Annotated in this window: 11 protein-coding genes; 3 read left to right on the forward strand and 8 right to left on the reverse strand. The window is 75.1% G+C overall.

The window, feature by feature from the left end:
* Positions 1–23: 23 nt before the first annotated feature.
* The 4 genes from MF672_RS20660 to MF672_RS20675 form a co-directional block, all read right to left on the reverse strand.
* A complete protein-coding gene (locus tag MF672_RS20660; RefSeq protein ID WP_242375660.1) occupies positions 24–2,603 on the reverse strand; it encodes a M14 family zinc carboxypeptidase in 2,580 nt (859 codons plus the stop codon).
* A 147-nt stretch (positions 2,604–2,750) separates the two neighbouring features.
* Positions 2,751–3,416: an aspartate/glutamate racemase family protein gene (locus MF672_RS20665; RefSeq protein ID WP_242375661.1), complete on the reverse strand. Its 666-nt coding sequence runs from the start codon at positions 3,414–3,416 to the stop codon at positions 2,751–2,753.
* Positions 3,413–4,489, reverse strand: a complete 1,077-nt coding sequence (locus MF672_RS20670; RefSeq protein ID WP_242375662.1) for a hypothetical protein — start codon at positions 4,487–4,489, stop codon at positions 3,413–3,415. The genes MF672_RS20665 and MF672_RS20670 overlap by 4 nt, the downstream gene beginning before the upstream one ends.
* On the reverse strand, positions 4,486–6,213 hold the full coding sequence (locus tag MF672_RS20675; protein WP_242375663.1) for an FGGY-family carbohydrate kinase: 1,728 nt from the start codon (positions 6,211–6,213) through the stop codon (positions 4,486–4,488). Before MF672_RS20675 ends, MF672_RS20670 begins: the two co-directional genes overlap by 4 nt.
* Before the next feature lie 73 nt (positions 6,214–6,286).
* Here MF672_RS20675 and MF672_RS20680 point away from each other — a divergent pair, with 73 nt between their 5' ends.
* Positions 6,287–7,051, forward strand: a complete 765-nt coding sequence (locus MF672_RS20680) for a DeoR/GlpR family DNA-binding transcription regulator (RefSeq protein WP_242375664.1) — start codon at positions 6,287–6,289, stop codon at positions 7,049–7,051.
* A gap of 203 nt (positions 7,052–7,254) precedes the next feature.
* Positions 7,255–9,561, forward strand: coding sequence for a rhamnogalacturonan lyase (locus MF672_RS20685; protein WP_242375665.1), 2,307 nt, complete (start codon positions 7,255–7,257; stop codon positions 9,559–9,561).
* Positions 9,562–9,636: 75 nt separating this feature from the next.
* Here MF672_RS20685 and MF672_RS20690 read toward each other — a convergent pair whose 3' ends face one another.
* Positions 9,637–10,215 (reverse strand): hypothetical protein, encoded by a 579-nt coding sequence (locus MF672_RS20690; RefSeq protein WP_242375666.1) that lies wholly within the window; start codon positions 10,213–10,215, stop codon positions 9,637–9,639.
* Positions 10,216–10,564: 349 nt separating this feature from the next.
* Here MF672_RS20690 and MF672_RS20695 point away from each other — a divergent pair, with 349 nt between their 5' ends.
* The gene (locus tag MF672_RS20695) at positions 10,565–11,887 is read left to right on the forward strand and encodes a hypothetical protein (RefSeq protein WP_242375667.1); all 1,323 of its coding nucleotides are present in this window, start codon (positions 10,565–10,567) and stop codon (positions 11,885–11,887) included.
* Here MF672_RS20695 and MF672_RS20700 read toward each other — a convergent pair.
* The 3 genes from MF672_RS20700 to MF672_RS20710 all read right to left on the reverse strand — a co-directional run bounded on the left by MF672_RS20700 (position 11,835) and on the right by MF672_RS20710 (position 14,373).
* Positions 11,835–13,145 carry an acyltransferase family protein gene (locus MF672_RS20700; RefSeq protein ID WP_242375668.1) on the reverse strand — a complete coding sequence of 437 codons (1,311 nt, stop codon included), beginning with the start codon at positions 13,143–13,145 and terminating at the stop codon, positions 11,835–11,837. The two genes, MF672_RS20695 and MF672_RS20700, sit on opposite strands and share 53 nt — an antisense overlap.
* A 2-nt stretch (positions 13,146–13,147) precedes the next feature.
* Positions 13,148–13,642, reverse strand: coding sequence for a DUF1707 SHOCT-like domain-containing protein (locus MF672_RS20705; RefSeq protein ID WP_242375669.1), 495 nt, complete (start codon positions 13,640–13,642; stop codon positions 13,148–13,150).
* 77 nt (positions 13,643–13,719) lie between these two features.
* Positions 13,720–14,373 carry a phosphotransferase gene (locus MF672_RS20710; protein WP_242375670.1) on the reverse strand — a complete coding sequence of 218 codons (654 nt, stop codon included), beginning with the start codon at positions 14,371–14,373 and terminating at the stop codon, positions 13,720–13,722.
* Between the last annotated feature and the right edge of the window lie 189 nt (positions 14,374–14,562).

Here is a 14,562-nt window from a genome sequence, read left to right on the forward strand (position 1 = left end):
GCGCGACCCACCGGCCGGACCGGTCACGGCGTGGCGGCGGTGGCGCCGGTCACCGCGGCCGACCAGTACAACGCCCTGGCGACCTGCGGGAACAGCCCCTTCGGATGGTTGCGGAACATCGGCTCGGTGCCGAACATGACGACGGCCGCGCCGCGTTCGTCCCGTCCGCTGATCACCGCCGCCTGCCCCCTGGCCTGCTCGGGGCCGCCCGCGCCGGTGCCGGGGTCGGGCCGCCAGTGACCGGCGACGAGGGGCCCGTCGGCCGCGTACGCCTGCTCGACCGTGACCTCGGGCCCGAGCCCGGTGAACCAGCGCGGCGAGTACACGAACGAGTGCTCCGGCGACCCCGCCCCGACCGCCCCGGACGGGGCCGACACGACGCGGACCACGCCGTTGGCGTCGGAGCGGCCGGCGACCGCGGTCGCGGTGAGCAGCCCGGCCGCCGCGTTGAACGCCGCGCCCGTGCCGCCGCGGGTGACCACGCCGCCGGTGGCGAGGAAGGCGTCCAGCGCCGCCCGCGCGGCCGGGTTGAGCGCGGTGTGGCTGAGCCCGCTGGAGACGAACAGCACGTCCGTCGCGCTCCAGTCGAAGCCGGCGTTGAGCACGGCGGTGGAGACCGGGGTGACCTGGAAGCCCATCTCGCGCAGCGTGAACAGCTCGTCCGCGGAGACGGCGGCGGCGACCCGCACCGGCGTCAGCGGCGTCCCGGTGGCGTCGCCGGCCGGGGTGAAGGTCACGCCGTAGCGGTCGGCGACGGTCCTCGCCTGGCGGCGGGCGTCGGCGGGGACGATCGCGCGGCCGCCGGCCGTCCAGGTCAGCGCGACACCCTGGGCGAGCAGGTCGTTGACCGCCTGGACCTCCTTGGCGTCGCCGACCTGGAGCGCGAGCGGCCCGGCGGCGCGCGGCACCGACCCGGTCGGCGCGGCGGCGCGCACCGGCTCGGCCGCGACGCGCGGCGCCGCGCCGGTCACCGGCGTGACGGTGGCGCCCCAGAGCAGGGCGTGGCTCCAGCCGGAGATGTCGTACATGGCGTCCACCCGGGGCGAGATGTCCGCGCCGGGCTCCAGCATGACGTTGGCCAGGCCGCGCTTGGGCTGGCGCAGGTCCACGACGTACGAGCCGGCCGGGTACGTCCTGCCGTCCGCGCGGAAGGCGTGCCTGGCCCGCTCCACCCGCACGTCGTTGGCCACGAGGTGGTCGACCAGGCGGGCGGCGGCGGTGGCCGAGCGCTGCCCGGTGATGACGTACGCGCGGGGGTAGGTGGTGGTGTAGACGTCCTCGGGGCCGAAGCCGGGCACGATGCCGAGCGGCACCGTCCTCGCCGGCTCGCCGGCCGCGCCGCGCCGGAACACCTCGATCTGGTCGGCGATCAGCTCGTCGTGCCGGTCCCGCACGAACGTGTACGCGGCGCGGACGGCGGCGGCGGCCACGTCGGTGTTGATCGCCGAGCGGCGGCGCAGCTCCTCGACCGGCAGGTTGACGTAGTCGGCGTTGTTGACCCGCAGCGGGATCTCGACGGTGTGCGAGGCGACCGTGCCGTGGAAGGGGGCGTACTGCGGGGTGAAGATCGGCGGCCAGTCGTCCCAGCCCTCGGCGCTGTCGCGGAACGGGATCTGCGCCGGGCGCACGCCGTCCTTGTCGAAGGTGTAGCCGAGGCCGTTCACGGCGGCCTCCATGCCGAGGCCGTTGGCGTAGGCGTTCCTGATGAACAGGTCGTACTCGTAGTTGGCGCCGTGCGGCGGGGTCGTGGGCTCGATGAGCGTGCCGTTGACGTAGCCGTGCAGGTCGATCATGGTGACCGGCTGGGCGTCGATCATGAGCCGGCGCATCGCCCGGACCTCGGGCTGGGAGGCGGTGACGAAGTCGCGGTTGAGGTCGAAGCCGTTCCCGTTGGGGCGGACGCCGTTGACGCGGCCGTCGGGGTTGGCGGTGACGTTGAAGTAGAGGCGGGTGCGGGCGAGCAGCGCCGCGACCGCCGGGTCGGTGCTGGTGGCCAGTTCCTCCACGGTGCGGAGGACGGCGTCGGTGCCCTCCCACTCGTTGCCGTGGATGTTGGCGTTGACGTACAGCGGGGCCTTGTAACGGGCGGCCAACCGGCGGTCGCGGGCGGCGGCGGCCGGGTCGTTCTCGATGAGCTCGCGCAGCCGGGTCTGCTCGCGGGCCTCGGCGCGGCTCTCGGGCGCGGTGACGGTGACGAGGTAGAGGTCGCGGCCCTCGGCGCTGTGGCCGATGATCTCGGCGCTTACCCGGTCGCTGCGCCGCTGCAGGTCGTTGAGCCTGGGGGCGATGCCGTGGTACGGGACGAGGCCGAGCTTGACGGAGGCGTCGGCGGGATTCGCGGCGGGCTCGGGGAGGCGGGTGCGGCGGGGGTAGCCGAGGTCGCGGGACGGGCCGGCGGACGTCTCCCCCGTGGTGGCGCCGGGGGCGGTGCGGAGCGTCCGGGCCTGCTGCCCGCCGGCGACGCCCGCCGCCTCCTCGTTGCGTTCCGGGCCGTTGCCGAAGTCGCGGACGGCGGGCGCGGGCGGCTCGGCCGGTCCGGCGGTCGCCGCCCCTGCCGGGACGAGGAGCACGGCCGCGAGGGCGGCGCTCATGAGGGGGCTCATGAGGGGGCTCATGAGGGGGATGGATAAGCGCACGGCGGCCTCCATGTACGCGAATGAGAGGTACGGGTTCGTTCGTACGATTCCGCGACGAGGCCGCACAAGACGCCGTGATCAAGGCGACGCCCAATCCATGTCAAACCGTGGTCGTCACCCCTCGGCCGGCGGGCGGGCGAGCTGGGCGACGCCCGAGCGCGGCGAGGACAGCACCGGCACGCCGGCCGCCGCCCGGGTCACGATCCGCGCCATGGACGCCTGCGCCAGCACCACGACGTCCGCCTTGCCCGCCAGCTCGCCGAACCCCGCCAGCACCAGCGCGTCGTGCCGGGCCGCGTCGCCCGCGCGCAGCGCCTCGAACGCGCCCTCGCACAGGTGCGGGACGATCTCGCGCCGCAGCCCGCGCCGCGCCGCCGCCCGCCGGACCGCCCTGGTGGTGGGCCCGAGCGTGGTGGCCAGCGTGGCGAGGACGCCGACGCGCTCGCCCGTCGCCACCGCCTCCTCGGCCATGGGCTGGTCGATGCGCAGGATCGGCAGCTCCGCGAACGGGCGGGCGCGCTCGGCGGCCTCGCCGATGGAGGAGCAGGTGACCAGCAGCGTCTCCGCGCCCGACTCCTTGGCGAACGCGGCGTAGGCCACCAGGCGGCGCAGCACGTGCGGGGGCGGGCCGCCGTGGGCGATGGTGTCCTGGAGGAGGCTCTCGTCGGCGAAGTGCACGATCTGCGCGCCGGGGCGCACCTCGGCGGCGAGCTCGCCGAGCGGGGCGGCGAGGGCGGGGACGGTGTGCAGCATCGCGATCTTGCCGGTGGGGGTGCTCATCGGGCGCTCCAGGGGTGGGCGTACTCGTCCACGACGGCGGCCAGCCGCCGCAGCCTCGGCACGGCACGCTCCCGCAACGCGGCCCCCAGCTCATCCCCGCCGCCGGGTCCGCCACCTGCCCCTGCACCGCCACCCGTCCCAGGGCCGCCACCGATCCCGGGGCCGCCGCGACCGTCACCGATCCCCGCACCGCCGCCGATCCCGAGGCCGTCACCGATCCCCGCACCGCCGCCCATCCCCGCGCCGCCGGCCATTCCCGGGCCGCCGGCCCCCGTTCCGACCAGGTCGCTCCAGACGGCCCGGCCGGCGAGCATGCCGGAGGCGCCCGCCCGGCAGGCGGCCCGCACCGCCGCCGGGAAGTCGTCGCGCTCGACCCCCTGCGACAGCACCACCCACGGCACGGGGATCACCGCGTCCAGCCGCGCGCACTCCTCCACCAGCCGCTCCTCGGGCGCCGCGCCGCCCAGGGGCACCTGCGCCTTGTACAGGCTCGGCCGCAGCCCCGCCAGCTCCGCCGCCGCCTCCCGGATCGCGGCCGGCCCGTCGAACGCGTCGTCCTGCCCGGCCGCCGGCCTGGCCACGCCCTCCAGCACCGACAGCAGCCCGGCCGCCGCGCACCTGCGGACGAACTCGGCCGCGATCTCCAGGCGGCGGTCCCGCTCCTCGTCGTCCCGCCAGATGAGCAGCAGCTTGGCGGCGACCGCGCCGGCCGCGCGGGCGGCGTCCAGGTCCACCCGGTCGTCGAGCGCGGTGTCCTCGACGGGGCCGTCCGGCTCCTGCCGCAGGGCGTCGGCCGCGACGATCAGCCCGCCGCCGGTGACCAGGCCCTCGGCGGCCACCCGGTGGAAGCCGTGGTCCTGGTCGATGAGGAAGCCGGAGGCGTGCGGGCCGAGCTCGCGGGCCACGGCCAGCTTGAACGCGGTGAGGACGGCGTCGTCCACGCGGCGGCCGGTGGCGGCGGCGTACATCTGCCGCAGGCTCTCGCGCTGGTCCATCGCCACCATGGCGAACCCGCCGGAGGGGCGGGCCAGCAGGTCGAGCGTGGGGGTCGCGGTGCCGGTGGGGGAGGTCATGCGGGCTCCGATCGGTGGGTGTTCGTCCCGTTCCCGGGCCCGGCCCCGGGACGGCGGGCGGTGGCGAGGAAGCGGGCGTACTGGGAGGTGTAGTCGAGGGCCGGGTCGGGCGGATGGCGTACGGCGGGCAGGACGGGGACGTCGTCCAGCGAGCCGCCCGCCTGCCCGGCGACGAGGGCGGCCCCGGCGCAGACGGCGTCGCCGGTGCGGAGCACGTCCAGCGGGACGGGCGTGACGGCGGCCTTGACCCGCATCCAGAGCGGGATCCTGGCCTGCCCGCCGAACGCGACCACCCGCCCGGGCACCACCCCGGCCAGCGCGGCCACCTCGTCGGTGATCCAGCGCACGTGCAGGCACGCGCCCTCGACGGCCGCCGCCAGCAGGTCCCCCGGCCCGTGCTCCGGGCCGAGGCCGGAGATCGTCACCCGTCTCGCCCGGTCGGGCGCGGGCGCCACCCGGCCGCGCAGGTACGGCTCCACGACGACCCCGGTCGGCACCCGCACCCCGTCCAGCCACCGCGCCACCCTGCCGTACCGCCCGCCCGCCCCACCCCCGCCTTCCGGATCGCCCGAGGCGGCCCCCGGCTGCCCCGCCCCTGGCAGGGGCGTCGTGGCGGCCGTCCCGGACGACGCCGCACAGGCCAGGTGACGCGTCTCGCCGGACGGGAAGGCCGTCCCGGGCCTCGTGAGGGTGGTCTCGGGAGGCGGGAAAGCCGCGGCAGAGACCGGGCACGGCGTCTCACCGTGCGGAAGGGCCGCCTCGGGCGTCGGGAGGGACGCCTCGGAGAGCGGGAGAGGCGTCTCGGAGGGTGGGAGGGGCGGTTCGGGTGACGGGAGGAGGGTGAGGAGCCAGTCCAGGAGGGCGCCGCTGGTGGGGAGGGCGCCGACGAGGACGGTGCCGGACCCGTCCGGCGCGGGGTCGGCCGTGACGCCCAGCGCGAGCCCCGCCGCCCCCACCGGCCGCCCGCCGCACGGGACCATGACCGCCTCCGCCGTCCCCATCGAGTCGGCGACCTGCCCCGGCCGCCGCACCCCGGCCGCCCAGGCCCCCACCGCGTGATCGTGTCCGGCGATCACCACGGGCACGCCGGGCGGGATCCCCGGCACGCGGGCCGTCAGCCCGCCGACCGCCTCCGTGGGCCCCGCCAGGGGCGGCAGCCGGTCGGGGCGGAGGCCGGCGAGCGCCAGCAGGTCCTCGTGGTAGGCGCGCTCGGTGACGTCGTAGGCGAGGGTGCGGGCGGCGAGCGTGGCATGGGTGCGGAGGACGCCGGTCAGCGCGTACGCCACCGCGTCCGGCACGCTCGCCCACCACCGCATCGCCGCCAGCACCTCGGGCCGGTGCGCGCGCAGCCACAGCCACTTGGCGAGCGGGGCCTTGGCGTCGGCCCAGCGGCCGGTGGCGGCGTACAGGGCGGCGTCGTCGCGGCCGAGCGCGGCGGCCTCGGCGGCGGCGCGCGGGTCGTGCCACCACAGCAGCGGGGTGAGCGGCCGGCCGGCGCGGTCGAGCGGCACGCCGGTCTCCGCCATCCCGGCGATCCCGATCGCGCGCGGCCCGCGTCCGGCCTGCCGCGCGCAGGCGGCCAGGCCGGCCAGGACGGCGGCCACGAGGGCGGGCAGGTCGCCGGGGGCCGGCGTGCGGACGACGCAGGCGTGGGTGCCGTCCTCGGTGAAGAAGCCCACCTTGAGGTGGGTGGTCCCGGCGTCGATCCCGGCCAGCAGCGCCATGTTGTCACTATACGACCATAAGTTGGCGTAAATCCGCCATCCTCGGCGCGGCGCGTCCGCCATGATGGTGACCATGGACGACCCCGGCCTGCGCTACTCCTCGGCCCCCACCCGCAGGGAGGCGATCCTGCGCCGGGTCGAGCTGGACGGCTACGTCGCCGCCGCCGACCTGGTGAGCGAGCTCGGCGTCTCCCCCAACACGGTCCGCCGCGACCTGCGCAGGCTGGCCGGGGACGGCCTGGTGCGGGCGGTGCGCGGCGGGGCGGCGGCGGTGGACGCGGGCGCGGTGCCGTTCGCGGACCGCAGCGCCCAGGCGGCCGAGGCCAAGCGGGCGATCGCGGCGGCGGCGGTGCGGCACGTCGAGCCGGGCACGGCGGTGGCGCTCGACTCCGGCACCACCACGCTGGAGATCGCCCGGCTGCTGCCCGCCGGCGCGGGGCTGACCGTGATCACCCATTCGCTGCCGGCGATCGCGGTGCTCGCACCGCGCGCGGACGTCACGCTCATCGGCGTCGGCGGCCAGTACGGCCGGGAGACGCGCTCGTTCGGCGGCCCGGAGACGCTGGCGGCGCTGGAGCACCTGCGCGTGCGGACGTTGTTCCTGGCCGCGACCGCGCTCGACGCGGCCGGCGTGTACGGGGCGACGCCGTACGAGGCCGAGACCAAGCGCCGGCTGGTCGCCGCCGCCCGCCGCACGGTCGTGGTGGCGGACGCGCGCAAGTTCGCGCTGGACGCGCCGATCCGGGTGTGCGGCTGGGAGGCGGTGGAACGCCTGGTCACCGACGCTCCCCCGCCGCCCGGACTCCCGGCGGTCCCGGTGGACGTCGCCCGCCCGTGAGCCCGCCCGTGAGCCCGCCCGTGAGCCTTCCGCGATAGGCCCTCCGATTCACTGCAAATAAGTGCAGTGATTTCGCGAAAAAACGGTGCGGAACAGCAGCCGAAACAGCAGAGAAACGTATCCTTGACAAATTCAACGGGCGCGTTGATTATATCGATTCAATCCCGCGCCCTCATGCGGGCCGCATCCCAGGAGCCCGTTCGATGAGTCCCCCCATGGGCCGCCGCGGCGCCGTCGCGCTCGCGCTGGCCGCCCTCCTCGCCGTCCCCCCGACCGCGTCGCCCGCCGCCGCGACGGCGGGAGCGGGCCCCCGGGTCCAGCTCGAACACCTCGACCGCGGCCTGGTGGCCGCCGCGACCAGCGGCGGCGTCTTCCTGAGCTGGCGGCTGCTCGGCGACGAGGTGACCGGTCACGGCGCCTCCGGCATGACCGGCGCCGACTTCCGCCTCTACCGCGACGGCCGCCCGCTGGCCACGGTGACCGACAGCACGAACTATCTGGACGCCGCCGGCACGCCCGCCTCCCGCTACCAGGTGGCGCCGATCACGAGGGGCCGCGAGGGCGCCCGCAGTGCCGTTGTGACGCCGTGGGTTAAATCGTTTTATGATCTGAAGCTCACGAAACCGGCCGACGGCGTGACGCCGGCCGGCGAGGCGTACACGTACGCGGCGAACGACGTGAGCGTCGGCGACGTGGACGGCGACGGCCAATACGAATATGTCGTGAAATGGGACCCGTCCAACTCCAAGGACGTCTCCCAGCGCGGCTACACCGGCAACACCTACCTCGACACCTACGAGCTCGACGGCACCCTGCGCTGGCGGCTCGACCTGGGCGTCAACATCCGCTCCGGCGCCCACTACACGCAGTTCCTCGTCTACGACCTCGACGGCGACGGCCGCTCGGAGCTGATGCTCAAGACCGCCCCCGGCACGAGGGCCATCCGCTACGGCAGGCACGGCGAGGTCGTCTCCGAGCGGCACGTGACGATGCCCGCGGCCGACGTCCGGGCCGGCTACCGGCACTCCGACGACTACCGGCTGAGCGCCGCCGGCTACTTCGACCACCTGGTGGCCATGTTCGAGAAGTGGCACGAGCATCCCGAGGTGGTCGCCGGGCACTGGCCGAGGACGCTGGAGGAGGCCTTCGGCATCGCGCCCGCCCACGCCTACCCGCTCTCCCACGGGGCCGCCGTCGAGCTGGCGACCTACTTCGTCGACGAGTACGCCCCCGCCCGCAGCGGCAACAACAAGCTGCGGGAGTTCGCCGGTTTCGTCCTGGACGGCCCCGAGTACCTGTCGGTGTTCGACGGCGCGTCCGGCAGGGAGCTGCAGACTGTGCCCTACAAGCCGGGCCGCGGCGACGACGGGCTGATGTGGGGCGACTACGCGATGGCCCGCGTCGAGCCGGGCAACCGGGTGGACCGCTTCCTGTCCGCGGTCGCCTACCTGGACGGGCGGCACCCGTCGGCGGTCTTCGCCCGCGGCTACTACACGCGCACCACGCTGGTCGCCTACGACTGGGACGGCAGGCGGCTGAAGGAGCGCTGGTACGCCGACAGCGGCCACGTGCCGATGACGAACCCGTTCAAGGACTCGCCGCACGGCCGGCCGGGCACCGACCCCGAGTACGCCGACCTCACCACGCAGGGCTTCCATTCGATGAGCGCCGCCGACGTGGACGGCGACGGCCGCCAGGAGATCGTCTACGGCTCGGCCACCCTGGACGACGACGGCGGCGTGCTGTACTCGTCCTTCGACGTGGCGCCGCCGCAGAGCAACGTGCCGGGCCAGAACGTCCGGCTCGGGCACGGCGACGCGATGCACGTCGGCGACCTCGACCCCGACCGTCCCGGACTGGAGATCTGGACGGTGCACGAGGGCGCCGCGAGCGCCCCGTACGGCTGGGCGATGCGCGACGCCGCCACCGGCGAGGTGCTGTTCGGCGGCTACAGCGGCGTGGACACCGGCCGCGGCATGGTCGGCGACATCGACCCGGCGATCCGCGGCATGGAGGCGTGGTCGTCGATGCCGCCGGACCAGAGCGTCCAGGCGGGCCTGTGGTCGGCGCGCGGCGACCACCTGGGCCGCACCGCGCCCGGCACGAACATGAGCATCCGGTGGGCGGCCGACATGACGACCCAGCTCGTCAACGGCACCGCCACCACCGTGCCGCAGACGCCGACGGTGGACGACTGGCGGCGCGGCACCCTGCTCACCGCCGAGGGCACGCTGGCCAACAACTGGACGAAGGGCAACCCGGCCCTGGTGGCCGACGTGTTCGGCGACTGGCGCGAGGAGCTGCTGCTGCGCACGGCCGACAGCTCGGCCCTGCGGATCCACCTCAGCACCGAGGTGACCGGCCGCAAGCTGTACACGCTGATGCACGACCCGCAGTACCGGGCGGAGGTGGCCCGCCAGCAGACGGCCTACAACCAGCCCGCCTACCCGAGCTTCTACCTCGCCTCCGACCTCGACTGGTCGAAGGTGCCGGTGCCGCGGCTCCGCTGACGGAAACGCGAGGAGGGCGCCCCCCCTCGGGGGACGCCCTCCTCGTGGCCCGGCTGACGGATCAGCGCGGCGGGGTCAGCGGTTCTTGACCGAGACCGCGTGGGTGCCGGTGTCCTTCTCGGCCCACGCGCCGGTGGAGAAGGCGACCGGGTGGCTCTTGCGGCCGACGCCGTCGCCCCACTTGGTGATGACGTACTTGATCTTGATGTGGCCCTCGCCGGAGACGCCGTCCACGCCGAGCGTGTCGGGGTTGAACTTGCCGCCGGTCAGCTCGGCGAAGGTCTTGGCGTCGAGGTCCAGCATGACGCCGCGGTCGGACGGCTCGCCGGGACCGCGGTCGCCGACGAAGAAGGGCAGCTTCTTGCCCTGGTACATCACGTAGCCCTCGGTCATGAGGGGCCAGCTCGGGCTGGCGGCCAGGCCCTTCTGCATGGGCTTGCCTGCGGCCGGGAGTCCGGTGTCGCCGGCTCGGCCGGAGGAGTCGTCCCAGAAGTACGACGCCGTGGTCGAACCCGTGAGCAGGGTCGCCTGGCTGGTGGCGGCGGTGCTCTCGTGAGCGGCCTTCGCGTCGGCGTGAACGGTGGTCGCGCCGATGCCCAGGCCGCCGAGCATGGCGGCGGTGAGCAGGCTGAAGGCTCGCGTGCGGGCGGACATGGTCAAGGAAAGTCCTTTGTTAGGGGACACGGGCGTTGCGCTCGCTTGACTGATGTAGCCGGGCGTGAGCCATGCGGTCGCTACGTGGAGCGCTGTGGGAGCCGGAGATTCCGGTGATCCGGTGCCGCCGAGGGCGGGAACCACCCGACGGCCACACATACCAACGTACCGTCTAAACCGGACATAGGCAAACAAAACGCCATATATCCGGCAAAGATCTACGTCGGCGGGTAAAGCGTCGGATACGTAACGCCACCGGCGGCGTCACCATTCCCCCACGGGCGCGGGCGCGCCGGACCGCCGCGCCTCGGTAATCTTGAGAGCGATGCGCACCATACGGCACCTTCGCGTGACAGGGAGTAGCTGGAAAGCGACACGCCGGGCAGCAGCCGCGCCGGCAGGGCTGACCGCGCTGACCGCGCTGACCCCGCTGACCCCGCTGACCGCGCTGACTTTGCTGACTGTGCTGGCCGTGCTGGCCGGCGCGGCCGCGTGCTCGTCCGCCCCTCCCCCGGGCCCGGCCCGGCCGGACGTCCCCAAGGCGGCCGACCTGACCGCCTCCGTGCGCGCGGCGCCGCTGCTGCACTGGACGGGCTCGTGGCGGGCGAGCGTCACGACCCGCGAGCTCGCCCCCGGGATCAAGCCCACTGAGGACGTCACCGCCGACCTGACCGCGCTGGACGACGGCATCCTGTACGGCACCCTCACGGTGGCCGGCGCGCCCGCGAGCGTGCTGGTCCTGGGCGAGCAGGCCGTGTTCGTCAAGGCGAAGGCGGCGTACTGGCGCAAGATGGAGCACGTGGACGTCCCCGCCGGCGACCTGACCGGCACGTGGGTGCTCCACCGCCGGCCGGTCCAGTACGGCCTGGACCTGATGCGGCTGACCCCGCGCCGGGTCGCCGCGGACCTGGCCGCCGTCACCGCGCCGGTCGCGACCGGCACCGGCGCGCCCCCGGCGCCGTCCGTGCCCAGCTGGCAGGACCCGCCGACGGCCGTGCCGCTGGCGTACCCGCCGCCGGACGGCGCGCCCGCGACGGCGGCCCGCATGGACCTGGTGCGGATGGACGGCTCAGGCACGGGCTCGGTGCGCAACGGCGCGTACTGGTTCTCCGCCGCGGCCCCGTACCGGCTGCTGGGCTACTCGGGGGCGGAGCTGCTGACCGCGCCCTCCTCCCAGCGCGACACCGCCCGGCTGACCGCCCGGCCGGGCACCGCGGAGGAGGCCGCCGCCGCCTACGACGAGCTGCGCGAGCTGCTGCGCGAGGTGCCGCGCACCGTGACCGCCAACGCCTTCGCCCACCTGGACACGGAGCTGTCGAAGCTGACGCCGTGCGCGCCCGGGGTGTGCGGCCCGGTCGCGGTGGGCGTGCGCCTGCGCAACGACTCCGAGTCCTTCACGGTGAGCGAGGACCTCACCGTCACCCTCTACGGCGGCGGCTTCTGGCAGCCGGAGCGCATCACCGGCAAGGTGGGCGAGTGCCGGGTGTCGGTGCGGCGGCTGGCGCCCGGCAAGTCGGTGCGCAAGGTGTGCACGGTGCAGGACCCGCGGATCCAGCGCATGCAGCGCAAGGAGAAGTACGTGTGGTTCCGGGGCTCGGTGTCCGGCGACCTGACCGAGGTCACGGCTCCGAGCGAGGCGGAGAGGCTGGCGCGGGAGCTGCCCCGGAGCTGACCCCGGCCGCGGCGCCGGCCGGCCGGGCGCGCATGCCGAACAGGAAGCGGGTCACCGCCGTGCGCCGCACCAGCAGGTCGTAGGCGGCGGCGAGGAGGGCGAGCGAGCAGGCGACGATCGCCGCGTACTTGACGGCGATGGGCGCGTCCCAGGGCACCACGACGTAGGCGACCGCGACGACGATCGGCTGGTGCAGGACGTAGAGCGGCAGCACCGCCTCCGCCAGGTACGCCCGCCGCCCTCCCCCGGGCTCCCCCGGGCGGGCGGCGGACGCCGGAGGGACCGGCGGGGCGGGCGGGGCGGGGCGGGGGCGGTCGAGGAGGCCGAGGATGCTCATGAGCCAGCACCACCCCGCCGCCCCGTACAGCAGCCGTCCCGCCATGGCCGGCGGGGTCAGCGCGGTGAAGGCGTCGTCGCCGGCGGCCAGCATCACCGGGGCGCCCACGGCGAAGAACACGAGCCCGCCCGCGACGACCAGCCGCAGGTCGCGGCGCAGGGCGGCGCGGAAGCGCGGGTCGGCGGTGAAGACGAAGCCGAGCAGGAAGAAGATCAGGTACGCCCACCGGTTCCAGCCCGCGTACTCCTGCTCCAGCCCCGCCACCGCGCAGAACAGCGCCAGCGGCACGGCGGGCAGCAGGGCCGCGCCCCGCCGGCGCGCCGCGTACGCCGCCGCCCGCTCCCACAGCCGCGACGCCCGCGCGCCGGCCGTCCACCGGCGCGTCAGGGCCAGCGCCGCGGAAAGGAGCAGGGCGAACGTCAGCAGCAGCACCAGGAACCACAGGTGCCCGGTCTCGAAGAAGTCGCCCTGGAGCACGAAGGGCACGTTGCCCGGCTCCAGGTGGATCCGGAAGAAGCGCGGCAGGAACTCCAGGTAGGAGACCTGCTGGTGGGTCTCGCCGCGCAGCCGCAGCCACTGCGGCACGGGCACCAGCGCGACCGTCCCGAAGACCAGCGGCACGCCCAGCCGCCGCAGCCGCTCGGCGGCGAACCCGGCGGTGCCGCGACGCCGCAGCGAGTGCCAGGCACCGAGCCCGGCCACGAAGAACAGCAGCGGCATCGCCCACAACACGCCGACGGCGGCCACGACGAGCGTGAGCTCGGTGGTCTCCGCGTTGCGCACGTAGAAGTCGTCGTGGGCGTCGAACACCAGCGCGGCGTGGAAGAACACCAGCCCGGCGACCATGAGGACGCGCAGGGAGTCGAGGTCCGCGCGCCGCCGGGCGGCCGCGGGGTCCGCCGGGGGCGGGGTCTGCGGCATGATCAGGGCCTCTCGGCGGCGGTCGCGTCCCGGTGGCGGAGGACGGTGCCCACCGTCACCATGGCGAGCACGAAGCCGGGCGGCAGCAGCCCGGTCGGCCAGAACTCCACGGGGCAGGGGTCGTTCGCGCTCATCACGGCCCACACCGCGACGTTGCCCGCGAAGACCGTGCCCCAGCCGGCCCAGAGCGCCTTGACCCAGCGGGGGACGCGCCGCGTCCGGCCCGCGCCGGCCGCCGGAGGCGCCGGGCGGCCGGGGGCGGGCTGGTCGGCGGGCCGGTCGGCGGGCAGGTCGGCGACCAGCGCGGCCAGCTCGCCCCGGGTGACCGAGCCGTAGGCGAGGCCCATGCGCTCGTTGAACTCGCCGAAGTCGAGGCAGCCCTCCTCGACGGCCACGCGCAGCCGCTCGGCGGCGGCCTCCCGGTCGGCGTCGGAGGCCCGTACGTCGCGGTACTGGCGGCCGGCGTCGAAGGCCCGTACGTCGCGGTACTGGTCCATGTGTAACTCCCGCCTGTCATCGGGGAAAAGGGGCCGGAAAGGGGTTAGGGGCTCGAAAGGGGTCAGGGGCCGACGGATCAGGGAACGGCGGATTCTCGCGCGAGAAATGCGGATATTTCAGCTTTCTCCTCCGCCGAGATGTGCTGGTCGGCGCGGCGCCGCTCAGCGATCGCGGGCAGGTGACGGCGGGCCGCCGAGGTGTCCACGCCCGCCAGGAAGCCCGCGAGCAGCCCGTCCCGCCACGCGTCGAGCGCGGGCTCGACGGGGGCGGCGGCGAGCACCAGCCAGGTGCAGGCGACGTCCACGCCGGGCGCGCCGCGGGCCGCGTTCGCCCAGTCGATGACCCGGGGGCCGTCCGGCGTCAGCAGCACGTTGGCGGGGTGGAGGTCCAGGTGGAGCAGGCGGTTGCCGGGGCCGCCGGGGGCGGCCTGCAGCCAGCCGGGCGCGCGGACGGCGGCCAGCCGGCGCAGCAGCGAGGCGAGCAGCCGGCCGTGCTCGTCCGCCCGGCCGGGGGCGCGCGTCGCCTCCTCCATGAGGCTCGGGCCGTCCACGCGCTCCATGAGCACGTCGGGGCCGTCGGCGTCGAAGACCTCGGGGGCGGGGAAGCCGTGCCGGCGGGCGTGCCGCATGACGGCGGCCTCGCGCTCGAGGCTGCGGCCGTCGCGGGCGCGGCGGACGACCCGGCCGGGCCCGGCCTCGAAGATCTCGCAGTCGCATCCGGACGCGATCAACGACCCAACATGCATATGGGTCAGATTAGGAAGTCAAGACCGATCACGAAATGTCAGCCCACTGGCCGACTTTTCCGGCAACTACCTGCCACCCGCCGGGCGCTTATTTCCCCGGATGATCCGGCCACCATGGCTCTAACCGTATTCGCCCGCTCAATTCCATGGAACACGGGGAGGTGACACGTTGCT

It is taken from the genome of Actinomadura luzonensis (assembly GCF_022664455.2).
Taxonomy (GTDB): Bacteria; Actinomycetota; Actinomycetes; order Streptosporangiales; family Streptosporangiaceae; genus Nonomuraea; species Nonomuraea luzonensis.

What these genes read in the sequence shown, in the direction of transcription:
- MF672_RS20660 (WP_242375660.1), bottom strand. Translation starts at nt 2,603, where the DNA reads ATGAGCCCCCTCATGAGCGCCGCCCTCGCGGCCGTGCTCCTCGTCCCG.
- MF672_RS20665 (WP_242375661.1), bottom strand. Translation starts at nt 3,416, where the DNA reads ATGAGCACCCCCACCGGCAAGATCGCGATGCTGCACACCGTCCCCGCC.
- MF672_RS20670 (WP_242375662.1), bottom strand. Translation starts at nt 4,489, where the DNA reads ATGACCTCCCCCACCGGCACCGCGACCCCCACGCTCGACCTGCTGGCC.
- MF672_RS20675 (WP_242375663.1), bottom strand. Translation starts at nt 6,213, where the DNA reads ATGGCGCTGCTGGCCGGGATCGACGCCGGGACCACCCACCTCAAGGTG.
- MF672_RS20680 (WP_242375664.1), top strand. Translation starts at nt 6,287, where the DNA reads ATGGACGACCCCGGCCTGCGCTACTCCTCGGCCCCCACCCGCAGGGAG.
- MF672_RS20685 (WP_242375665.1), top strand. Translation starts at nt 7,255, where the DNA reads ATGAGTCCCCCCATGGGCCGCCGCGGCGCCGTCGCGCTCGCGCTGGCC.
- MF672_RS20690 (WP_242375666.1), bottom strand. Translation starts at nt 10,215, where the DNA reads ATGTCCGCCCGCACGCGAGCCTTCAGCCTGCTCACCGCCGCCATGCTC.
- MF672_RS20700 (WP_242375668.1), bottom strand. Translation starts at nt 13,145, where the DNA reads ATGCCGCAGACCCCGCCCCCGGCGGACCCCGCGGCCGCCCGGCGGCGC.
- MF672_RS20705 (WP_242375669.1), bottom strand. Translation starts at nt 13,642, where the DNA reads ATGGACCAGTACCGCGACGTACGGGCCTTCGACGCCGGCCGCCAGTAC.